The organism is Proteus sp. NMG38-2, assembly GCF_020640995.1.
Taxonomy (GTDB): domain Bacteria; phylum Pseudomonadota; class Gammaproteobacteria; order Enterobacterales; family Enterobacteriaceae; genus Proteus.
Window position 1 is genome coordinate 537,275 of the sequence record NZ_CP085481.1, and the last position, 21,167, is coordinate 558,441.

The following is a 21,167-nucleotide window of genomic DNA, read 5'->3' on the forward strand; positions in this document are numbered from 1 at the left end:
AAAAAATTACTTCTCAGCTAAACCTAAACGTTTTTCAAGGTAGTGAATGTTGGTACCACCTTTTTGGAATTGCTCATCATTCATAATGAACTGGTGTAACTCAACATTGGTTTTGATACCGTCAATGATAAGTTCTGCCAACGCATTCTTCATGCGAGAGATCGCGATTTCGCGTGTTTCACCGTAAGTGATCAATTTACCAATCATTGAATCATAGTGAGGTGGAACAGTATAACCTGCGTAAATATGCGATTCCCAACGTACGCCAAATCCACCTGGTGAGTGGAAACGAGTAATAGTTCCCGGGCTTGGCATGAACGTTTTTGGATCTTCTGCGTTGATACGACATTCAATTGCATGACCATGAACATTAACTTGATCTTGCGTTACTGATAAAGGTAAGCCAGATGCAATGCGTAACTGTTCTTTAATTAAGTCGATGCCAGTGATCATTTCTGTTACTGGATGTTCCACCTGAATACGCGTGTTCATCTCAATAAAGTAGAATTCACCATTTTCATACAGGAATTCGAAAGTGCCCGCACCACGATAACCGATTTCAATACATGCGTTCGCACAGCGTTCGCCGATATTTTTACGGATTTCAGGGGTAATACCCGGTGCTGGTGCTTCTTCAACTACTTTTTGGTGACGACGTTGCATTGAGCAATCGCGTTCAGCCAAATAGATAGCATTACCTTGACCATCAGCCATGACTTGAATTTCAATGTGGCGTGGGTTTTCAAGGTATTTTTCCATATATACCATGTCGTTGCTAAATGCCGCTTTTGCTTCCGCTCGCGTCATTATAATTGATTGTTCCAGATCTTTTTCAGAACGGACAACTCGCATACCGCGTCCACCACCGCCGCCAGAAGCTTTGATGATAACTGGGTAGCCAATACGTTTAGCAATTTCAATATTTTTTGCAGTGTCGTTACCTAAAGGACCGTCTGATCCTGGTACACATGGAACACCTGCTTTTTTCATCGCTTCAATGGCTGAAACCTTGTCACCCATTAGGCGGATGGTTTCAGCTTTTGGGCCGATAAAAATAAAGCCAGAGCGTTCAACTTGCTCTGCAAAATCAGCATTTTCAGACAGGAAACCGTATCCTGGATGAATGGCTTGTGCGCCACTGATCTCAGCCGCTGCAATGATTGCAGGGATATTTAGGTAACTTTTTGCTGAAGCAGCGGGACCAATACAGATAGTCTCGTCTGCCAGCAGAACGTGTTTTAAATCACGGTCTGCTGTGGAGTGAACGGCGACTGCTTTGATCCCAAGCTCTTTACATGCTCTTAGGATACGCAGTGCTATCTCACCACGGTTGGCAATGAGGATTTTTTCTAGCATGGACCTGCCTCGTTATTCGATAACAAAGAGTGGAGCGTCAAACTCAACATTGTCGCCATCTTGGCAAAGGATAGTTTTAACAACACCCGCTTTATCAGATTCAATCTGATTCATCATTTTCATTGCTTCAACGATGCACAGAGTATCGCCGACATTGACTTGCTGACCGACTTCAACAAATTTCTTAGCTTCAGGGCTTGGTGAGCGATAGAACGTTCCGACCATTGGTGAACGAACAACGTGACCACTGATTTCTTGCGTTGGAGTCGCTGCTGGAGTTTCTGGTGCTACTGGCGCAACAGCATTTGCTAACGCAGGTTGAGGTGCCGCTGGTGCCGCAAAATATTGCTGAGGAGCCATTTGACCCTGAAGACCAGTATTACGACTGATACGTACTGACTCTTCACCTTCAGAAATTTCTAGTTCAGAAATGCCAGACTCTTCGACTAGCTCGATCAGTTTTTTAATTTTACGAATATCCATGAGTTGATTCCGTACTCTTTTTTGATGTTTTTTATTAAGACAAACGGCTGACCGCTGCCTGTAAAGCAAATCGATAACCTTCTGCACCTAATCCACAGATTACGCCTGTTGCGATATCAGAGAGATATGAGTGGTGACGGAAAGGCTCCCGACTGTAGACATTGGATAGGTGAATTTCAATAAATGGAATATTCACCCCTAATAATGCATCACGCAGTGCAACACTGGTATGCGTGAAAGCTGCAGGGTTGATTAATATGTAATCGGTATTTCCCCGCGCCGCATGAATTTTATTTATCAGCTCAAATTCAGCATTAGACTGAAAATGGCTAAGTTTCACATTTAATGCCTGAGCATCTGCTGACAAACTTTGAACGATATCATCCAGAGTTAAGTGTCCGTAGGTTTCCGGCTCTCTTGTTCCAAGCAGGTTTAGATTCGGACCATTCAGGAGCAAAATATGAAAATTTTCCGACATTATGCTTCTATCTCCGTCAATTCGTCAACGAAATGACAAAATAACCTGTGCTTTTCGTTTTGTCATCTTTTATTGTATCCAATGTTACGATACATATCACAAAGTCCGACATTATAGACATTTCACAGAAGATAACAGCAAAATACTGGTCTAATCAGGGAAGGAAGGGGGTATTTTGATGAAAAGTTAAAAGTTTTTACAAGATTGTAAACGTAAGAAAGCAAAATAAACCGGCGATGAAAAAATAATCATAACATCACGTTATTTATTGATGTCACTAGAAATCTGAACTTCTTTGAGATGAATCGTTAATATATATTAAAAGTGTGATCTGCGTCACAGGTTTATCGCCTATTTATATAAAAAGATGCTCATTCTGGCACTAAATGAAGTGAATTAATGCCAGAAATAAGCAGGTAAAACCGACAAATTAGAGTTTTACTAACGTTCTACCAGTCACTTGATTATCCATAATCATTTGAGCATAACGTGGAACTTCATCAAGCGTAATTTCTGTCATTGCTTGTTGATAGAATGTTTCTGGCAGTAATTTTAGTAAACGTTGCCAAACTTGGGCGCGTTTTTCCGCTGGAAAATAAACAGAATCGACACCTTGTAATCGAACATTTCGTAAAATAAAAGGCATCACGGTCGTTGGTAAAGAAAAGCTACCCGCCAACCCACAAGCTGCGACTGTTCCGTTATAGTTTGTTTGCGACAAAATATTAGCAAGAATTTGTCCACCTACAGTATCAATTGCACCCGCCCAGCGTTGTTTATCTAAAGCTCTGCCCGCAGATTCAAACTCTTCGCGAGTGATAATATTTTGGGCGCCAAGTTTGCGTAAATAGTCATGGTTGCTGGCTCTGCCACTTAATGCAGTAACTTGGTAGCCTAAAGCTGTTAGCAAACTAATGGCAGTACTTCCCACACCTCCACTGGCGCCTGTAACTAAAATATCACCACTTTTAGGCGTTATGCCACCTTGTTCTAATGCCATAACACAAAGCATAGCCGTAAAGCCTGCTGTACCAATTATCATGGCATTTTTTAAAGATAGTCCTTCAGGTACAGCAGTGAGCCAATCACCTTTTACACCTGCTTTTTGAGCAAGGCCACCCCAATGATTTTCCCCTACGCCCCAACCCGTTAATAAAACATGTTGACCAATATGAAAACGAGGATCTTCACTGTGATGAACGACACCTGAAAAGTCGATCCCTGGAACCATTGGAAGTTGGCGTAGTATTTTTCCTTTTCCAGTGATCGCTAACCCATCTTTATAATTCAGTGTAGAGTAATGAATGTCGACAATAACTTCATGAATAGGCAACATTTTTTCATCGATATCTTGCACATTGGCATTGAGTTTATCGTCGTGCTGTTCAACTAATAATGCTTTCATCTTGACCCCTTATCGATTTCTATTTGTTTCATGATAAGTGATTTTTTAGATCTCGTCGTGATTGTGCACAATATCTATTGTAATAATGAGACAAATAATCCTTTTTTAGTGTATAAACGGGGGTTCTACGTTTATTGGTACAGAGATTATTCTGAGTTTTATATCTTGGTTATTAGATAACACCGTTAATGTTTGATGATGGGATAAAAATAAGCATTTCCCTTTGTGGTTCGAAATAAAGATAATGCGTTGTTTATGAAGTATTCGAGGTGAATACTTTTATTATTTTTTCAGTCAAGTTTTGTCGGTGAAACACTATTTAATATCAATAGAGTAATTGTGCTTATTCAAATGAATAAATTTTATTTGAACTTGCTGTGATGCTTTTGAGTCACAGTTTGGCAACGAAGTCAGATTTTTCTTTATTGATAGAAGCGTTGTTTGTATTGTTACATAAGTTAAATATGAACAGCGTAGGATTGAAATTATGCGTTAATCGTTCTAATTAGCCCATTTTTATGCAGTTTTTTTCTGCTCCAATTGGGAAAAGTAACGTAGAATATTGTGCCTTTATGATTATTTACGTGTCCACTTTAATCTAAGTAGTGAATCGCGCCTTGTCGCTGCTTATTGTGGTTGATAGAGTAGACGGATTTTTCCGTCCCGGCTTGCAGGATTATCCTTTCGTATGTTTAAAAAATTTCGTGGCATGTTTTCCAACGATTTGTCTATTGACTTGGGTACCGCCAATACCCTCATTTATGTCAAAGGACAGGGTATTGTTCTCGATGAACCCTCCGTCGTCGCTATTCGTCAAGATCGCGCTGGCACATCAAAAAGTGTTGCAGCTGTAGGGCATGAAGCCAAACAGATGTTAGGGCGTACACCTGGGAATATCGCTGCTATCCGTCCAATGAAAGACGGTGTGATTGCTGATTTTTATGTAACCGAAAAAATGCTTCAGCACTTCATAAAACAGGTTCATAACAATAGCTTTATGCGTCCAAGTCCTCGTGTGTTGGTATGTGTGCCTGTTGGAGCAACTCAAGTAGAACGCAGAGCTATTCGTGAATCAGCATTAAGTGCGGGTGCGCGTGAAGTCTTCTTAATTGAAGAACCAATGTCTGCGGCAATCGGTGCCGGCTTACCTGTTTCTGAAGCAACTGGCTCAATGGTTGTGGATATCGGTGGTGGTACAACAGAAGTCGCCGTTATTTCATTAAACGGTGTGGTTTATTCATCTTCTGTCCGTATCGGTGGTGACCGTTTTGATGAGGCTATCATTAATTATGTACGTCGTAACTACGGCTCATTAATTGGTGAAGCAACCGCAGAACGTATCAAACACGATATTGGTTCCGCTTATCCTTCTGATGAAGTTAATGAGATCGAAGTTCGTGGTCGTAACCTTGCAGAAGGTGTACCTCGTAGCTTTACATTAAACTCTAATGAAATCCTTGAAGCATTACAGGAACCATTAACTGGCATCGTTAGTGCTGTTATGGTTGCGTTAGAGCAATGCCCTCCAGAGTTGGCGTCTGATATTTCAGAGCGCGGCATGGTGTTAACAGGCGGTGGTGCGTTATTACGTAACCTTGATCGTTTATTAATGGAAGAAACGGGTATTCCTGTAATTGTTGCTGAAGATCCACTGACCTGTGTTGCGCGTGGTGGTGGCAAAGCATTAGAAATGATCGATATGCACGGTGGCGATCTGTTTAGCGAAGATTGAGATTAATTCTAACAAGGGAGAATGGATTCCCCCTTGGTGAGAATACTAACGCCTGTTTTTTAATTTCTCCGTGTGAGTGATCTTAGAGTTTATGAAGCCAATTTTTAGTCGGGGCCCTTCCCTGCAACTAAGATTAATAATCGCCGTGGTTGTCGCTATCTCTTTATTGATTGCTGATAACCGTATTGGTGCATTTTCTAAAGTCCGCCAGTATCTTGATACTGCTGTTAGTCCCTTCTATTTTCTTGCAAATGGTCCACGTCGTTTCCTCGATCAAATTTCTGAAACGTTTGCAACGCGTGAGCGTTTACAATTTGAAAACCAAGCTTTAAGAAAAGAGTTGTTAGTTCGCAGTGGAGAAAGCCAACTACTAGAGCAATTTAAGCAAGAGAATGCCCGTTTACGAGAATTACTTGGTTCACCTCTTCGCCAAAATGAACAAATGACAGTCACACAAGTTCTGTCTGGCAATAGTACGCCTTATCGAGATCAAGTGGTTATTGATAAAGGAACTAATGATGGCGTCTATGAAGGACAGCCGGTTATTAGTGATAAAGGTGTTGTAGGTCAAGTCATTGCCGTAAGTGAGCTTACGAGCCGAGTGCTATTAATTTGTGATACCTCTCATGCGTTACCAGTGCAAGTTTTACGTAATGATATTCGCGTAATTGCCTCAGGTGCAGGTTGTGCGGATGATTTATTACTTGAAGCTTTACCCGCTAATATTGATATTCGTGTGGGAGATGTTTTAGTTACGTCAGGTCTTGGAGGGCGTTTCCCTGAGGGTTATCCAGTTGGTGTTGTTGCTTCAGTTAAGGTTGATAATCAACGAGCTTATTCTGTGATTAATGTTCGTCCTTCTGCTGAATTACAGCGTTTACGTTATTTACTTTTATTATGGAATGCATCAGATAAAACAGGGGAGCCTCCGTTGCCTTCAGAGGTGTATCACGCTGCGAATGAGCGTCTAATGCAATTGATGCCACAAGTTTTACCTAATTATGAGCAAGCAGGGCCTCCACTTCCTCGTTCTATGTCTCAAGAGCCATTAGACAATACGCCAGAGGCAAGTAATGGAACAACTCCGCCAGCCACAACACCTGCTACACCTAGTACAACAAGAAGTAGGTAACCTCGATGAATCCTTATCAAAGTCGTGGGCGTTGGATTGTTTGGCTCTCTTTTCTTATTGCACTTGTTTTGCAGATTATGCCGTGGCCAGAACAGTTAGAAGTGTATCGACCTATTTGGCCAATGTTGTTTCTGATTTATTGGATAACCGCGATCCCTCATCGTGTCAGTGTAGGAACTGCATTTGTATTGGGTATGGTTATGGACTTAGTTCAAGGAACAACCTTAGGCGTGAATGCTCTTGCTTATACGTTAGTGAGTTATGTTATTGCTTTTAAATATCAGCTTTTTTGTAATTTAGCGTTATGGCAACAAGCCTTAGTGATAATGTTTAGTGTGGTGGTTGTCGATCTTACTGTATTTTGGGCAGAATTTTTACTTTCACCAGTGACTTTTCACCCTCAAGTATTCTGGAATAGCCCAGTCAGTGGTATTCTTTGGCCATGGCTTTATTTTTTACTTCGCAAAGTCCGTCACCAGTTTTCAGTTCACTAAGTTAATTGGCTTATGGCGGTCTCTTTTGCGTTACCGTCATGAGGACATTATCTGTGACCACGCTTTATCTTGCATCCAGCTCACCAAGAAGACGTGAACTTCTCGCGTTATTAGATGTTGAGTTTAGTATTATCACCCCTGCTATTGATGAAATTTGGCAACAAGGTGAATCACCAGAAGATTATGTCCTTCGTTTGGCAAAAGAAAAATCACAAGAAGGTGTACGACAAGCACCCTATGATTATCCTGTTCTAGGCTCGGATACCATTGTGGTTCATGATGGTCATATTCTTGAAAAACCGCGTGATAAAGCCCATGCAGCACAAATTCTACGTTCACTTTCAGGTGCAACTCATCAAGTGATGACGGCAATTGCTATCTCTAATAAAACACGCACATTGAGCCAATTAGTCGTCACACACGTCACTTTTCGAAAGATGACAGAGAGTGAGATTAGCGCGTATATTGAGTCAGGAGAGCCAATGGATAAAGCTGGTGCTTACGGTATTCAAGGAAAAGGAGGCCGTTTTGTTCAACGGATTGAGGGGAGTTATCATGCTGTTGTCGGATTACCTCTTGTTGAAACCGAAGCATTGATAGCTCAATTTTTGTCTCTAGCTAATGAGAAGGAGATTTCATGACAGCAGAGTTATTAGTGAATGTGACGCCATCTGAAACTCGAGTTGCTTATATTCGTGGAGGCATACTTCAAGAAATTCATGTCGAAAGAGAAGCGAAACGAGGTATCGTCGGAAACATCTACAAAGGTCGGGTAAGTCGCGTATTACCCGGGATGCAAGCTGCATTTATTGACATCGGGCTAGATAAAGCCGCTTTTCTACATGCTTCTGATATTATGCCTCACACTGAATGTATCGCAGGTGAAGAGCAGAAAAAGTTTAATGTTCGTGATATTGCGCAATTAGTCCACCAAGGCCAAGATTTAATTGTACAAGTGGTTAAAGATCCTTTAGGAACAAAAGGCGCTCGCCTGACCACCGATATTACATTGCCTTCCCGTTATTTAGTGTTTATGCCAGGTGCATCTCATGTAGGTGTTTCTCAACGAATTGATAGCGAAGAAGAGCGCGAGCGTTTAAAGCAACTCGTTGAAGAGTATTGCGATGAAAATGGGGGATTTATTATTCGTACAGCCGCCGAAGGTGTTGGCGAGCATGAAATTAAGCAAGATGCCGCTTTTCTTAAACGCTTGTGGAATAAAATTATTGAGCGTAAGAAAAGAAATAAAACCCGCATTCAAATTTATGGTGAATTAGCTTTAGCACAGCGTATTTTACGTGATTTTGCTGGCTCTGAATTAGATAGCATACGTGTTGATTCTAAATTAACTTATAATCAATTACAGGAATTTATTGGTGAATACATTCCTGAATTAACCGCTAAACTTGAATTACACCAAGGGAATCAGCCTATTTTCGATCTCTATGGTGTTGAAAATGAAATTCAACGGGCTTTAGAGCGTAAAGTTGAATTAAAGTCAGGCGGTTACCTCATTATCGATCAAACAGAAGCAATGACGACGATTGATATTAATACGGGGGCTTTTGTTGGTCATCGAAATTTAGAAGAAACCATTTTTAATACTAATATTGAGGCAAGCCAAGCTATTGCTCGTCAATTACGGTTACGTAACTTAGGCGGTATCATTATTATTGATTTTATTGATATGAATAATGATGAACATAAACGCAGAGTATTGGCATCACTTGAACAAGCCTTAAGTAAAGATAGAGTGAAAACGACCATTAATGGTTTTTCTCAACTCGGTTTAGTGGAAATGACACGTAAAAGAACACGAGAAAGCCTTGAGCATGTACTTTGTGATGACTGCCCAACTTGCCAAGGGCGAGGTACGGTAAAATCAGTTGAAACAGTCTGCTATGAAATTTTACGTGAGATAGTGCGTGTACATAAAACGATTGATGCAGATCGATTCTTAGTTTATGCCTCTACGGCGGTTGCTGATGCGTTAAAAGGTGATGAATCCCATGCATTAGCAGAGGTTGAAATTTTCGTAGGTAAGCAAGTAAAAGTGCAAACTGAGCTACTCTATAGTCAGGAGCAATTTGATGTGGTGATGATGTAATGGAGTCGCCTTCCTAATGAATATGATGGCAGAAAGGAGACAAAAATGAAGCGGCTGCCTAAATACCTGTTAGTTATAACAGTTTTTTGCCTCATCGTTTTTGCCTTGGTGTTAAGCGGGTTTCGCTATTTTCTGCCTCGTTTAGATGATTATCGCCCTGAAATAGAAACGTATTTAACAAAACAACTTAATACCCCTGTTTCAATAACGAAAATTAATGGGGAATGGCAGAATTTTGGCCCTGATATTCAAGTCAACGGACTTAATATTAAGAATAAAGATGTAAACGTTAGCGCAGAAAAAGTGACTTTTTCTTTTGATGTGTGGCGTTCATTATTGACCCTCCGTCCTCATTTTCGTGAGCTGACTTTTGATCAATTAGATGTCAATTACCAACGGCCTATTTTTACTGGGCAAAGTGGCGATATTACGCTAACTGCACCTGATGATATTTCTTCACTTTTTCTTGAACAATTCGATCGCTTTAAGCTAGTCAAAAGCCGTTTTATTTTTCTAACCCCGTCAGGTGATACCAGTACATTACATATTCCTGAGTTGATGTGGCTGAATCAAAAAAAACGTCACCGTGCTCAAGGTGAAGTCACCCTTGATACACCGATTAATCACTATGGTGGTTTAAAAGTTCGCCTCGACCTCTATACCACGAATGAAGGCTTAATTGATAATGGTAAGGTGTTTCTTACTGCTGATGATATTGATATTTCACCTTGGCTTAGCCAGTGGGTAAAAAATAATAGTGGTTTAGGTGAAGCTAAAGCAAGCTTATCAAACTGGATTGAAATTACTAAAGGCCGTATTACGGGAAGCCAATTACAAATTCATCAAGGTGAAATGGATTGGCGTAGTGAAGGCACTTCACATGTATTAAATGTTGAAGATTTAATTTTACGCATGAGAAGACAAGAGAATGGCTGGCTTGCTGATATTCCTTATACTCGAAAAATTACCATGGATGGTGAAGAGTGGCCTGATGGCTATTTAGCTGTTCTCTATCAACCGAAAGAAAAACAACATGATGAAGCATGGCGTATTAGAGCTAAAAATATCGAGTTAGATAGGCTGTATTCACTGTTACCATTATTTTCGTTTTTAACTCCTGATTTTGTACGTCAGTGGCAGTATCGCCAATTTTCTGGTGTGGTTAACGATTTTGCCTTAGATCTCATGCCTGAACACTTCGAGCAAAGTGCGATTAATCTCTCTTGGGAAAATGTAGGTTGGAAGCGTTGGCAAGAGATCCCATCAGTGCAACATTTCAGTGGGCAATTAAAAGGGAGCATGCAAAGTGGTGAACTTAACTTTGCCCTAGCTAACAGTGAAATAGATACTGGCGAATTATTTAAAGCACCACTGAATATCGAAAAAGGAAAAGGAACACTCTATTGGCAACATTCTGGGGATAATTTATCACTTTGGAGCCAAGGATTAGATATTCAAGCAACTTCAGCATGGGTTGCAGGAGATTTTCGTTATGAAAAGCAAGGTGAAGATCAGCAGCTTTCTATTTTATCTGGCGTAAGAGTGACTAATGCCGGAGATGCATGGCGTTATCTGCCAGAAGAGTATGTTGGTAAAGAACTTACTCAATATCTTTCAGATGCGATTATTGCGGGTAATATCGACAATGGAACATTTATCTTCCATGGTGATCCGACAGATTTTCCTTTTGATAATCACAAAGGGTGGTTCCAAGTTTATGCCCCTGTTAAACATGCTACGTTTAAATTTGATAGTGAATGGCCTGCATTATTCGATCTCGATATTAATCTAGATTTTAAAAATGATGGGTTATGGATGTCATCGTCAGAAGCGAAAGTGGGTAAAGCAACTGCTACGAACTTAAGTGCGGTGATTGAGAGCTATCGACAAGAAAAGATCTTAATTAATGCAGATATTCAAGCTACGGGTGATGAGCTGAAAGAGTATTTCTTAGATTCTCAAATGGCGAGTATTGGTCATACACTTGAAGAGCTTAAAGTGGCAGGAAAAATTAATGGCACATTGAAGCTTGATATTCCTTTTGGCGGCGATGATGTTGTTGCATCTGGCGAGATAAATTTAAAAAATAATGATGTCACATTGAATTTTATGGATACCACGTTAAAGGGTGTTAGCGGGCAATTTCGTTACCATAATGACAAACTTGAAAGTGATACATTAACAGCTAATTGGTTTGGTCAGCCACTCGCATTTTCATTTACAAGCCATAATACGGTGGATAATTATCAAGTAGATGTAGGGTTAAAAGGCCAATGGGATATTCAAAAAATTCAGGGCTTGCCTAGCGATATTCAGCAAAAATTTAGTGGTGTATTCCCATGGAATGGCAACGTTAATGTTAAGATCCCCGAAAAAGGTGATGTCGATTATCAAGTTGATTTAACAGGGAATATCAATACATTAAAAAGTAAATTAACAGTACCTGAAACTCTAGATCTAAAAAACTCTTCCCCTATTGTGATTTCAGCAAATGGTAATAGTGAAACCTTGACTGTGAATGCTAACGCTGAAAAACAGTGGAAACTTAATAGCCAATGGGGATTAGGTAAACAACTTCGTTTATTACAAGGTAACCTTGTTTCTTCTACCCTCAAGTTACCGGAGTTAAGCTCACAACAACGTTTAACCATTGCTCTTAAAGAACTAGAAGGAGATAAATGGTTACCGACATTAATTGCCTTTTCATCATTAACACCTTCTGAAAATGCAGTGAGTTTCCCTGATAATGTGCATATCAGTTTGCCCGATTTAAATTTTGCTGGGCAAAAATGGAATAACCCACAAACTGAAATTATGCGAGTTAGTGATGGTGTAAAATTAGCATTTTCAGGAAGTGAATTACGAGGTGATGTATTTATTCCTAAAATATCAGCACCTTGGCAAGTAAATATTAATTATCTCTATTTTAATGGTGCATCCACTTCTCAAGAAGAAAAACCATTAAAAATGGCCAATATTTATGATCCTAATGCATTGAAGTTTTCAGTGAAAAATATTCCTTCTATTGATTTTGAATGCCGGGAGTGTTGGATTAATGGTTTACTCTTAGGGAAAATTGAAGGTTCGTTAAAACAAAATAAAGGTGCTTTATTTTTAACTGGCGGTAAATTGGAAAATAGCAGTGGTGAGCTTCAGGTTAATGGTGTGTGGTCTGAAGGTCTAGACGGAAATAACACGACAAAAATAATCGGTAAGCTGAAAGCTGACGAAATTGATGAATTGGCCGCTTATTTTGGGTATATCGTACCCATTTTACAATCTCCGCTTTCTGCCGATTTTTCATTACAATGGCATGATACACCGTGGAATTTTAATATTGCGAACTTAAATGGTGATATTAAATCTGTTTTAGGCAAAGGACGCATAGAGAAAGTCGATGTAGGACAAGCGGGTAAATTACTACGACTAGTAAGTTTTGATGCACTTTTACGTAAATTGCAGTTTGATTTTAGAGATACTTTCAGTGAGCATTTTGAATATGATTCGATTAAAAGTGAAATTACGATTAATCAAGGTATTATGAATGCAGAGAGAGTTCATGTTGATGGTGTTATTGCTGATATTGCGATAAGTGGGAAAGTGGATTTACTTGAACGTCAAATGGATCTACAGGTTGTAGTCACCCCTGAGATTTCAGCTACAGTCGGTGTTGCCACGGCTTTCGCAATAAACCCAATTGCAGGCGCCGCAGTATTTGCGGCATCAAAGGTTCTGGGGCCACTTTGGAGTAAGATTTCAGTTATCCGTTATCATGTGACCGGAACTATGGAACAACCCAAAATTGACGAAGTACTGCGTCAGCTTAAGGAGAATCAGGCGTTATGAAAAAAGTTAATGTCGCACTTTTGCAACTTTGTAGCGGAAAAAATACAAAAAATAATCTGGCGCAAATCGAGCAACAGATTAAGCAATTACCCGATTCAGTGAAGCTGGTATTAACACCTGAAAATGCGTTACTTTTTTCGAACTCTAAAGATTATCATAAACACGCTGAAATTCAGGGGGATGGGCCGTTGCAAAATGCAATTGCTAAAATGGCTCAGCGTTACAAAGTATGGATCTTAGTCGGTTCTATGCCTTTGATTAGTCGAGACTCCCCAGATCAAATTACCAGCAGTAGTTTGGTTTTCGATGATGAAGGCGTTATTCGCGCTCGTTATGATAAAATTCATATGTTTGATGTGAGTATTGATGATGAACAGGGCGAATATAATGAATCTTCTATTTATCAACGTGGTGAGCGCTTAACCGTCGTTGATACTCCCGTTGGGAAATTAGGTTTAACGATCTGTTATGACTTACGCTTCCCTGGTATTTTCCAAGCATTAAGAGAAAAAGGGGCAGAGATAATCTCTGTACCAGCGGCTTTTACCCGTTTAACAGGGAAAGCGCACTGGGAGCCTTTATTACGTGCTCGTGCGATTGAGAATCAGTGTATTATCTTAGCGCCAGCACAAGTGGGTACACATGATACGCGCCGGACTTGGGGTCATACCATGGCGATTGATGGCTGGGGAAAAGTCTTGAAAAAGAATCCTGATGCTGTCAGTGCGCTAACGCTGAATGTTGGTGTCGAAAGTTTACACGGTATGCGTGAACAGATACGGGTCGTGAAACATAACCGTTTTCGCCCGAAACTGACCCACTTAATCAAAAAAGTTAAGGATAAAGAAGAATTATGAGTTTAGCTGTTGTCAGCGAAAGTCTGTTGGAAGCAAACAAACTTAGTTTAGATGATTTAGCATCAACACTAGAGCAGCTTGCACAGCGTCAAATTGATTATGGTGATCTTTATTTTCAGTCAAGTTATCACGAGGCTTGGATCCTCGACGATCAGATTATTAAAGATGGCTCTTACAATATTGATCAAGGTGTTGGCGTTAGAGCAATTTACGGTGAAAAAACCGGTTTTGCTTATGCCGACCAACTAACGCTTAACGCACTTAACCAAAGTGCGCATGCTGCACGAAGTATTGTTCAGGCCAAAGGTAATGGTCATATCCATACTTTAGGTGCTATTCAACATTCTCCGCTATACAGCTTAAATGATCCGCTGCAAAGCCTCTCTCGTGAAGAGAAAATTGCACTCTTGCATGAGGTAGATAAAGCTGCTAGAGCTGAAGACAAACGTGTTAAGCAGGTTAATGCATCATTAACCGGTGTTTATGAGCATGTACTTGTTGCAGCAACCGATGGCACGTTAGCAGCCGATGTACGTCCTTTAGTTCGCCTTTCTGTCAGCGTGCTGGTGGAAGAAGATGGCAAACGTGAACGTGGTGCAAGTGGCGGCGGTGGTCGTTTTGGTTATGACTACTTTTTAATGAAAGTTGATGGCGAAAGCCATGCTGTGACTTACGCGCGTGAAGCGGTGCGGATGGCATTAGTGAATTTATCTGCAATTGCCGCACCGGCTGGAACAATGCCTGTGGTACTAGGTGCAGGATGGCCGGGCGTGTTATTACATGAAGCTGTTGGGCATGGTTTAGAAGGTGATTTCAACCGTCGTGAAACCTCTGTATTTTCAGGTCGTCTTGGTGAAAAAGTGACTTCTGAGCTTTGTACCATAGTTGATGATGGCACAATTGAAGGACGTCGTGGCTCTGTTGCTATTGATGATGAAGGTGTTCCGGGTCAATACAATGTGTTAATCGAAAACGGTATCTTAAAAGGTTATATGCAAGATAAGATGAACGCTCGTTTAATGGGTGTTGCACCAACAGGAAATGGTCGCCGTGAGTCTTATGCACACCTTCCAATGCCTCGTATGACCAATACTTACATGCTAGCGGGTAAATCGTCACCAGAAGAGATTATTGCGAGTGTTGATCGTGGTATTTATGCACCTAATTTTGGTGGCGGTCAGGTTGATATTACATCGGGTAAATTTGTTTTCTCAACTTCTGAAGCTTATTTAATTGAAAACGGAAAGATAACGAAACCGATTAAAGGTGCCACGCTGATTGGTTCAGGTATTGAAGCTATGCAACAAGTCTCAATGGTGGGCAATGATCTTGCGCTAGACAAGGGGGTCGGTGTTTGTGGTAAAGAAGGGCAAAGCCTACCTGTTGGCGTTGGTCAACCAACCTTGAAGCTGGATAAAATCACGGTAGGTGGTACAGCTTAATTATTGCTATCGTTATTTAAGTGTATTTATTAAACTCCATCAATTGATGGAGTTTTTTATCATGAAGGTGCTAATTTATGGGTAAACGTTTATTACCAGTTATTATTGTTATTGCTGTTTTATTTGGTGTTCTTTATAAGGGCTTGCTTCCCGAAAGTGAAACATCAGTATCTTCATCGTCAGTTTCTATTCCAACATCATCTAGCAATAGCACCAATAAGCCGGCACAAATTCCACTGTCTATCGATGAAAAAACGCAAGCTAGCGCAGTGGCTAACTATTTGCAACGTCATCAACAACTACCTGATTTTTATCTCACTAAAAAACAAGCAAGAGAAAAAGGCTGGAATGCAAAAGCAGGTAATTTGTGTGAAGTATTACCAGGAAGGGCTATTGGTGGCGATCGTTTTATGAATCGTGAAAAACAGTTGCCTGAAGAAGCGGGACGCCAGTGGTATGAAGCCGATGTAAATTATCAATGTGGTCATCGAGGTAGTGATAGATTGCTCTATTCGAATGATGGGCTTATTTATGTCACCACAGATCATTATCGTACAATGACAAAGGTTGCCCCTTAATGAAACAGGTTGTTTTTGATTTTAAGATGCTGGCAGATAGAGATGCTTTTTATCGGGATTTTGCATTGCAATTTCAGTTAGATGAGCATTTTGGTAATAACTTAGATGCATTATGGGATGTATTAATGGGAGAAATTGAATTACCCGTAAAAATCATTTTCAAGCATTTGCCTCATCATTCCAGCGATTTTCAGCCTTTAGTTGAGTTGATGCAAGAAGCACAAAATACACTTGGTAAAGACGTATTGAGCTTTCATTGTGAGCATAAAATACACAAAAATAATTTAGAGTAAAAATATGCCCTGAAAATCGCAGTGAGGCTGAATTGACACTGCGTTTTCAGGATGATCAGGTTTTATGCTGATTCTGATAAATCTTTTAGATATTGAAACAGTAAGCGGAATGATTTTGGAGGCTTGTTTGCTTCTTTTTCTTTTTTCGCATTACGGATAAGTGTGCGCAATTGCTGGCGATCTGCCATTGGATAAAGAGCGACGACTTCTTCAATCACTTCATTGCCACCTTCGACAAGGCGAATTCGCAGATCTTCTAATTTATGGAGTACTAAGATCTGTTGGTTGTGGCGGTTTTTTAGTTTATCAAGCGCTTGGCGGATCGGATCTTCATCCACATTGCGCAGTAATTTTCCGATATATTGAATTTGGCGACGGCGCGCTTCACGCTGTACTTTTTGTGCTAATTGAATAGAGGCTAATAATTTCTCATCTAATGGCACACGCTCTAATTCTTGCGCACTTAATTCTACTAATTCAGTACCTAGTTTTTTGAGCGCTTCAGCATCACGTTTAATTTCGCTTTTGCTGACCCAGATAATTTCTTCCTCTTCTTCCTCTTCTGACGAAGTATCGTCAAATTCAGGATTGAGGTAATGCCACTCTTCAGGCTGCTTTGCCATAATAAAAATTCCTGTTGCAGAGTAAGCCGGGAGTGTGATTTGGTGAATGACCAAAAGCCCGACGGGTGATAACATTCATATATCTTCTATTGTAACTGGGAAAATCGCTTGTTGACCACCTGTCAATTGATTTACTTTGCTAAAAATAAGTAAAAAGTGATGTTCTCCTTAGGAAAAATGGTTCTCAATGAATAATTCAGATCAGGTAAAACAGCTTGAAGACGCCGTCTCGCTTGCATTGGAGCTAGCGGAAAAACTGTGTGACAGTGCAGAAGTCGCTATTAATAAATCAACAGGTATTAGTGTTAGTACACGTTATGGTGAAGTTGAAAATGTTGAATTTAACAGTGATGGGGCGTTAGGCATTACGGTTTATCAACAACAACGCAAAGGCAGTGCTTCTTCTACCGATTTAAGTCCTGATGCGATTAAACGTGCAGTACAAGCTGCGGTGGATATTGCGCGTTATACTTCTGTTGATCCTTATGCAGGCCCTGCTGATAAAGAGTTATTAGCATTTGATGCACCTTTCCTTGATCTATACCATCCAACTGATGTGACTGCAGATAAGGCAATAGAGCTGGCTTCAAGAGCAGAAAAAGCGGCGTTAGACAGTGATAGCCGAATTATTAATACCGAAGGGGGCAGTTTTAATAGCCACAGTGGAACTCGTGTATTTGGGAATAGCCTTGGCTTATTAAAAAGCTATTCATCTTCACGCTATTCAATGTCGAGTTGTGTGATTGCTCGTGATGGCGAAGATATGGAGCGCGATTATGCTTATACCATTAGCCGTCGTTTTGATGATTTAGCATCACCTGAATGGGTAGGGCAAGAGTGTGCTCGTCGTACTTTATCTCGCCTTGCACCTCGTAAACTCCCAACCATGAAAGCTCCTGTTATTTTTGCGGCAGATGTTGCGACAGGTATTTTTGGTCATTTGGTTGCGGCAATCAGTGGGAGTATGATTTATCGTGAGTCTTCTTGTTTACTCGATAGTTTAGGTAAGCAAATTTTCCCTCAGTGGCTAAATATTCAAGAGCGTCCTCACTTAATGAGAGGTCTGGCATCAACACCGTTTGATAGCGAAGGTGTGCGTACAACCGATGCCGAAATCATTAAAGATGGCGTATTACAAGAGTGGTTATTAACCTCTTACTCAGCAAGAAAACTGGGTTTAAAAAGTAATGGCCATGCTGGTGGTATCCATAACTGGTATATTCCAGGACAAGGTTTATCGTTTGATGCACTATTAAAAGAGATGGGAACAGGCCTTGTTGTTACTGAATTGATGGGACAAGGCGTCAGTACCGTGACGGGTGATTATTCGCGTGGTGCAAGCGGTTTTTGGGTTGAGAATGGTGAAATTCAGTACCCTGTTAGTGAAGTGACTATTGCTGGTAATCTAAAAGATATGTGGGCTAATATTGCCACTATGGGTGATGATATTGAGATGCGCAGTAATGTTCAGTGTGGATCGTTGTTATTACCAGAAATGAGTATTGCAGGTGAGTAAATTTTAGACACTCCTCACAACCTTTAATCTCAGCCCGCAATGGGCTGAGATATCGCGTTTATCAGTGTGCTTTTCAATTTGAGAAGATAAAAATAAGACGCGAACCTTCAGCTCTACTTAACGGTGTAATTCACCTGCAGCTTCAGGTTGGTATAGAATTTCTAATACTTTAACCTTAGTTTCAAGGCCATTAGGCAGCTTCCAACTGATTTCGTCATCAATTGCTAAACCCAGTAGCGCAGCACCCATTGGTGCCATGACTGAAAGTTCAGTGGTGCTATCTTTTAATGAAGCGGGATACACTAAAGTACGTGTACGTTCTTCATTGTTTTTTAAGTCCATAAAGCGGACTTTGCTGTTCATTGTGACAATGTTAGCAGGGATATCAGCTGGTGTAACAATGTCAGCACGATCTAATTCTTCATTCAAGGCTTCAGCAATAGGGCTATCTGCAAAGGCCGGTTGCTCTAGCAATGAATCTAAACGTTCAGCATCAAGTTCGTTGATGATAATTGTTGGCTTTGTCATACCACACTCCAATTTATTCCAATGCAAAACAACACCCCCACGGGTGAGGTGGGGGTGTTGTTAAACTCATATAAGAGATAATAGGCGGTTCTGTATAAAAAAGAAAGAGACAGTGATCACAGTCTCTTTCGGGTTATTTAGTTAAGAAATGCTAATCTATTGTTTTCTATTACGATTATTCTTCATCAAACCCTGATTCAAATAATGCGATAATAGCATCAATAGCTTCATTTTCATCACTACCTGTCACTTCTATATCAATTTGACTGCCTTGCTCTGAATCTAACATTAGCATAGCAATTACACTATCTGCTTGTGCTTCAACCCCTTCGTTGTTGCGTAAAATGACGGTTGATTGAAATGTTTTCACTAAATCAAACAATTTCATCGCCGGCCTTGCATGCATGCCGAGTCGATTTTTAATCGCAACTTGTCGATATTGGGTCATTTGCGTTTTTCTAGTGTTCTGTGTCGTGATTGTACGTTTTTCCCTCTAGAGCGGAAATAGTCGGCAAGTTGTTCTGCAACATAAACCGAACGGTGTTTACCCCCCGTACAACCAATTGCAACCGTCAAGTAGCTACGGTTATTGGTTTCTAACATCGGCAACCAGAGTTCAAGATAGCTTCTGGTTTGATAAATAAAATTATGAACTTCGGTGTGTCTATCTAAAAATGCCGCAACAGGGCGATCGAGGCCTGTCATCGGGCGCAGCTTAGGGTCCCAATGTGGGTTTGGTAAGAAACGCACATCAAAAACATAATCTGCATCAATAGGAATACCGTGCTTAAAGCCAAAGGATTCAAAGACCATTGTCAGCTCACGTTCACGTTTACCTAATAAACGAGTCCGCAGCATTTCTGCAAGCTCATGGACTGACATCTCAGAGGTGTCAATGATGAGATCAGCACGTGATCGCAATGGCTCAAGCAGATCACTTTCGGTATCAATTGCCATTTCTAATGAAAGGTTTTTGGTCGAAAGTGGGTGCAAGCGTCGTGTATCACTATAACGACGAATTAAAGTATTTCTATCTGCGTCTAAAAATAAGAGTTGTGGAGAATATTCAGCGGGTAAACTTTCCAGCGCTTTTTCGAAGATCTCCGGCGACTCTGGCATATTTCGGACATCAATACTGACTGCGGCAGCAGAAGCATCACGTTCAGCCAGTGTTTTTGCGAGCTCAGGTAAAAGATCAACAGGCAAGTTATCAACACAATAAAATCCCATGTCTTCAAGCGCACGCAAAGCGACTGACTTACCTGAACCAGAGCGTCCGCTGACTATCATCAGCACCATGAGGTAGCTCCCCTATAATTTCCCAGTGATGAATATCATTCCACTGTATGCTATTCGCGTCCCAACAAACCCGTAGGGGTTATTCTGTGATAATCTGATAAAGCTCTTCATCACTTTGTGCGGAGCGTAGTCGGCGACATAAGTTTTTGTCTGCCAACTGTTTTGCAATCAAAGACAGTGTGTGTAAATGTTCCTTGCACTGTGTTGCAGGAACGAGTAATGCGAACAACAAATCGACAGGTTGATTATCAATAGCGTCGAAGGCAATAGGTTCGCTTAGGTGAAGAAACACACCAACTACTTTTTCTGTTTCATCACTTTCAATACGTCCATGAGGGATAGCTAAACCACCCCCAATCCCTGTTGTACCGACTTTTTCACGCGTCAGTAAGGCTTCAAATATCAGTGTTTCGGGTAAATTAAGTGCTTTTGCTGCATTTTCACTGATAATTTCTAACGCGCGCTTTTTACTCGTGCAATGTACATCATTATGTGTACATGCCAGAGAAAGTACGTCGCTAATATTCATCTTTGTATCGTTATTCATTGTCTTATTCACTTAGACCAGCAAACCAGATGCCACAAAGTGACATCTGGTTTTTTGTTACTGATATTGATTAGGCGTTGGCTTGAACCGAGTCATAAACAACGCAGTAACTTCGCCGATTGTATCCCCATTTCGCAATGGGAAATGAATTAATGTTGTCTCAGTTTATCTTTGTGTTTGGTTAATTGACGAGCCAGTTTATCCATTAATCCATCAATTGCTGCGTACATATCTTCTGCTTCAGCAGAGGCATGTAATTCACCGCCATTAACTTGAATGGTCGCTTCAGCGATTTTATTCACTTTCTCGACTTTCAGGATAACCTGAACGTTATTAATTTTGTCAAAGAACTGAGGTAATTTCGCGCTTTTTGCTTTGACGGTATCACGCAGAGCATCAGTTAATTCAATGTTATGACCAGTGATTTGAAGTTCCATAGTGTCTTCCTTCT

The 21,167-nt window shown here is 40.6% G+C and carries 21 protein-coding genes; 11 read left to right on the forward strand and 10 right to left on the reverse strand.

All coding sequences use genetic code 11. From position 1 onward, the window contains the following. Positions 1 to 6 precede the first annotated feature (6 nt). The 4 genes from accC to LG402_RS02650 all read right to left on the reverse strand — a co-directional run bounded on the left by accC (position 7) and on the right by LG402_RS02650 (position 3,722). On the reverse strand, positions 7 to 1,356 hold the full coding sequence (accC, locus tag LG402_RS02635) for an acetyl-CoA carboxylase biotin carboxylase subunit (protein WP_166539210.1): 1,350 nt from the start codon (positions 1,354 to 1,356) through the stop codon (positions 7 to 9). 12 nt (positions 1,357 to 1,368) lie between these two features. Then, positions 1,369 to 1,839 (reverse strand): acetyl-CoA carboxylase biotin carboxyl carrier protein, encoded by a 471-nt coding sequence (gene accB, locus LG402_RS02640; protein WP_072069789.1) that lies wholly within the window; start codon positions 1,837 to 1,839, stop codon positions 1,369 to 1,371. 34 nt (positions 1,840 to 1,873) lie between these two features. After that, a complete protein-coding gene (gene aroQ / locus LG402_RS02645; RefSeq protein ID WP_072069788.1) occupies positions 1,874 to 2,317 on the reverse strand; it encodes a type II 3-dehydroquinate dehydratase in 444 nt (147 codons plus the stop codon). A 430-nt stretch (positions 2,318 to 2,747) separates the two neighbouring features. Continuing rightward, complete coding sequence (locus LG402_RS02650; protein ID WP_227336383.1) at positions 2,748 to 3,722, reverse strand: MDR family oxidoreductase; 975 nt, start codon at positions 3,720 to 3,722, stop codon at positions 2,748 to 2,750. 688 nt (positions 3,723 to 4,410) lie between these two features. Here LG402_RS02650 and mreB point away from each other — a divergent pair. From mreB to LG402_RS02700, 10 genes are all read left to right on the forward strand, one after another. After that, entirely contained in the window at positions 4,411 to 5,454 is a 1,044-nt protein-coding gene (mreB, locus tag LG402_RS02655) for a rod shape-determining protein MreB (protein WP_023582893.1), read from the forward strand. A gap of 91 nt (positions 5,455 to 5,545) precedes the next feature. Next, the gene (gene mreC, locus LG402_RS02660; RefSeq protein ID WP_109409250.1) at positions 5,546 to 6,586 is read left to right on the forward strand and encodes a rod shape-determining protein MreC; all 1,041 of its coding nucleotides are present in this window, start codon (positions 5,546 to 5,548) and stop codon (positions 6,584 to 6,586) included. A gap of 5 nt (positions 6,587 to 6,591) precedes the next feature. After that, complete coding sequence (gene mreD, locus LG402_RS02665; RefSeq protein ID WP_109409251.1) at positions 6,592 to 7,080, forward strand: rod shape-determining protein MreD; 489 nt, start codon at positions 6,592 to 6,594, stop codon at positions 7,078 to 7,080. A gap of 53 nt (positions 7,081 to 7,133) precedes the next feature. Beyond that, positions 7,134 to 7,721, forward strand: a complete 588-nt coding sequence (locus LG402_RS02670) for a Maf family protein (RefSeq protein ID WP_166539208.1) — start codon at positions 7,134 to 7,136, stop codon at positions 7,719 to 7,721. Further along, positions 7,718 to 9,187 carry a ribonuclease G gene (gene rng / locus LG402_RS02675; protein WP_072069784.1) on the forward strand — a complete coding sequence of 490 codons (1,470 nt, stop codon included), beginning with the start codon at positions 7,718 to 7,720 and terminating at the stop codon, positions 9,185 to 9,187. Before LG402_RS02670 ends, rng begins: the two co-directional genes overlap by 4 nt. A 45-nt stretch (positions 9,188 to 9,232) precedes the next feature. Next, entirely contained in the window at positions 9,233 to 13,033 is a 3,801-nt protein-coding gene (gene yhdP / locus LG402_RS02680; RefSeq protein ID WP_227336384.1) for an AsmA2 domain-containing protein YhdP, read from the forward strand. Beyond that, positions 13,030 to 13,890, forward strand: a complete 861-nt coding sequence (gene nit1 / locus LG402_RS02685; protein ID WP_088493815.1) for a deaminated glutathione amidase — start codon at positions 13,030 to 13,032, stop codon at positions 13,888 to 13,890. The genes yhdP and nit1 overlap by 4 nt, the downstream gene beginning before the upstream one ends. Beyond that, on the forward strand, positions 13,887 to 15,332 hold the full coding sequence (gene tldD / locus LG402_RS02690) for a metalloprotease TldD (RefSeq protein WP_166539206.1): 1,446 nt from the start codon (positions 13,887 to 13,889) through the stop codon (positions 15,330 to 15,332). The genes nit1 and tldD overlap by 4 nt, the downstream gene beginning before the upstream one ends. A gap of 77 nt (positions 15,333 to 15,409) precedes the next feature. Further along, positions 15,410 to 15,910, forward strand: a complete 501-nt coding sequence (locus LG402_RS02695; RefSeq protein WP_166539205.1) for a ribonuclease — start codon at positions 15,410 to 15,412, stop codon at positions 15,908 to 15,910. Next, the gene (locus LG402_RS02700; RefSeq protein ID WP_166539204.1) at positions 15,910 to 16,203 is read left to right on the forward strand and encodes a barstar family protein; all 294 of its coding nucleotides are present in this window, start codon (positions 15,910 to 15,912) and stop codon (positions 16,201 to 16,203) included. Before LG402_RS02695 ends, LG402_RS02700 begins: the two co-directional genes overlap by 1 nt. A gap of 62 nt (positions 16,204 to 16,265) precedes the next feature. On the opposite strand, the gene yjgA is transcribed toward LG402_RS02700, so the two are convergent. Continuing rightward, on the reverse strand, positions 16,266 to 16,826 hold the full coding sequence (yjgA, locus tag LG402_RS02705) for a ribosome biogenesis factor YjgA (RefSeq protein WP_072069864.1): 561 nt from the start codon (positions 16,824 to 16,826) through the stop codon (positions 16,266 to 16,268). A gap of 187 nt (positions 16,827 to 17,013) precedes the next feature. On the opposite strand from yjgA, the gene pmbA reads away from it, so the two are divergent. Continuing rightward, positions 17,014 to 18,342 carry a metalloprotease PmbA gene (gene pmbA, locus LG402_RS02710; protein WP_227336385.1) on the forward strand — a complete coding sequence of 443 codons (1,329 nt, stop codon included), beginning with the start codon at positions 17,014 to 17,016 and terminating at the stop codon, positions 18,340 to 18,342. 117 nt (positions 18,343 to 18,459) lie between these two features. Here pmbA and rnk read toward each other — a convergent pair whose 3' ends face one another. From rnk to hpf, 5 genes are all read right to left on the reverse strand, one after another. After that, positions 18,460 to 18,870, reverse strand: coding sequence for a nucleoside diphosphate kinase regulator (gene rnk / locus LG402_RS02715; protein WP_075671465.1), 411 nt, complete (start codon positions 18,868 to 18,870; stop codon positions 18,460 to 18,462). Positions 18,871 to 19,045: 175 nt separating this feature from the next. Further along, on the reverse strand, positions 19,046 to 19,318 hold the full coding sequence (gene npr / locus LG402_RS02720) for a PTS phosphocarrier protein NPr (protein WP_006535359.1): 273 nt from the start codon (positions 19,316 to 19,318) through the stop codon (positions 19,046 to 19,048). Further along, a complete protein-coding gene (gene rapZ / locus LG402_RS02725; RefSeq protein ID WP_023582880.1) occupies positions 19,315 to 20,169 on the reverse strand; it encodes an RNase adapter RapZ in 855 nt (284 codons plus the stop codon). The genes npr and rapZ overlap by 4 nt, the downstream gene beginning before the upstream one ends. Positions 20,170 to 20,248: 79 nt before the next feature. After that, a complete protein-coding gene (gene ptsN, locus LG402_RS02730) occupies positions 20,249 to 20,716 on the reverse strand; it encodes a PTS IIA-like nitrogen regulatory protein PtsN (RefSeq protein WP_023582879.1) in 468 nt (155 codons plus the stop codon). A gap of 149 nt (positions 20,717 to 20,865) precedes the next feature. Beyond that, the gene (gene hpf / locus LG402_RS02735; RefSeq protein WP_036913954.1) at positions 20,866 to 21,153 is read right to left on the reverse strand and encodes a ribosome hibernation promoting factor; all 288 of its coding nucleotides are present in this window, start codon (positions 21,151 to 21,153) and stop codon (positions 20,866 to 20,868) included. Positions 21,154 to 21,167: the final 14 nt, after the last annotated feature.

What these genes read in the sequence shown, in the direction of transcription:
- accC (WP_166539210.1), bottom strand. Translation starts at nt 1,356, where the DNA reads ATGCTAGAAAAAATCCTCATTGCCAACCGTGGTGAGATAGCACTGCGT.
- accB (WP_072069789.1), bottom strand. Translation starts at nt 1,839, where the DNA reads ATGGATATTCGTAAAATTAAAAAACTGATCGAGCTAGTCGAAGAGTCT.
- aroQ (WP_072069788.1), bottom strand. Translation starts at nt 2,317, where the DNA reads ATGTCGGAAAATTTTCATATTTTGCTCCTGAATGGTCCGAATCTAAAC.
- LG402_RS02650 (WP_227336383.1), bottom strand. Translation starts at nt 3,722, where the DNA reads ATGAAAGCATTATTAGTTGAACAGCACGACGATAAACTCAATGCCAAT.
- mreB (WP_023582893.1), top strand. Translation starts at nt 4,411, where the DNA reads ATGTTTAAAAAATTTCGTGGCATGTTTTCCAACGATTTGTCTATTGAC.
- mreC (WP_109409250.1), top strand. Translation starts at nt 5,546, where the DNA reads ATGAAGCCAATTTTTAGTCGGGGCCCTTCCCTGCAACTAAGATTAATA.
- mreD (WP_109409251.1), top strand. Translation starts at nt 6,592, where the DNA reads ATGAATCCTTATCAAAGTCGTGGGCGTTGGATTGTTTGGCTCTCTTTT.
- rng (WP_072069784.1), top strand. Translation starts at nt 7,718, where the DNA reads ATGACAGCAGAGTTATTAGTGAATGTGACGCCATCTGAAACTCGAGTT.
- yhdP (WP_227336384.1), top strand. Translation starts at nt 9,233, where the DNA reads ATGAAGCGGCTGCCTAAATACCTGTTAGTTATAACAGTTTTTTGCCTC.
- nit1 (WP_088493815.1), top strand. Translation starts at nt 13,030, where the DNA reads ATGAAAAAAGTTAATGTCGCACTTTTGCAACTTTGTAGCGGAAAAAAT.
- tldD (WP_166539206.1), top strand. Translation starts at nt 13,887, where the DNA reads ATGAGTTTAGCTGTTGTCAGCGAAAGTCTGTTGGAAGCAAACAAACTT.
- LG402_RS02695 (WP_166539205.1), top strand. Translation starts at nt 15,410, where the DNA reads ATGGGTAAACGTTTATTACCAGTTATTATTGTTATTGCTGTTTTATTT.
- LG402_RS02700 (WP_166539204.1), top strand. Translation starts at nt 15,910, where the DNA reads ATGAAACAGGTTGTTTTTGATTTTAAGATGCTGGCAGATAGAGATGCT.
- yjgA (WP_072069864.1), bottom strand. Translation starts at nt 16,826, where the DNA reads ATGGCAAAGCAGCCTGAAGAGTGGCATTACCTCAATCCTGAATTTGAC.
- pmbA (WP_227336385.1), top strand. Translation starts at nt 17,014, where the DNA reads ATGAATAATTCAGATCAGGTAAAACAGCTTGAAGACGCCGTCTCGCTT.
- rnk (WP_075671465.1), bottom strand. Translation starts at nt 18,870, where the DNA reads ATGACAAAGCCAACAATTATCATCAACGAACTTGATGCTGAACGTTTA.
- npr (WP_006535359.1), bottom strand. Translation starts at nt 19,318, where the DNA reads ATGACCCAATATCGACAAGTTGCGATTAAAAATCGACTCGGCATGCAT.
- rapZ (WP_023582880.1), bottom strand. Translation starts at nt 20,169, where the DNA reads ATGGTGCTGATGATAGTCAGCGGACGCTCTGGTTCAGGTAAGTCAGTC.
- ptsN (WP_023582879.1), bottom strand. Translation starts at nt 20,716, where the DNA reads ATGAATAACGATACAAAGATGAATATTAGCGACGTACTTTCTCTGGCA.
- hpf (WP_036913954.1), bottom strand. Translation starts at nt 21,153, where the DNA reads ATGGAACTTCAAATCACTGGTCATAACATTGAATTAACTGATGCTCTG.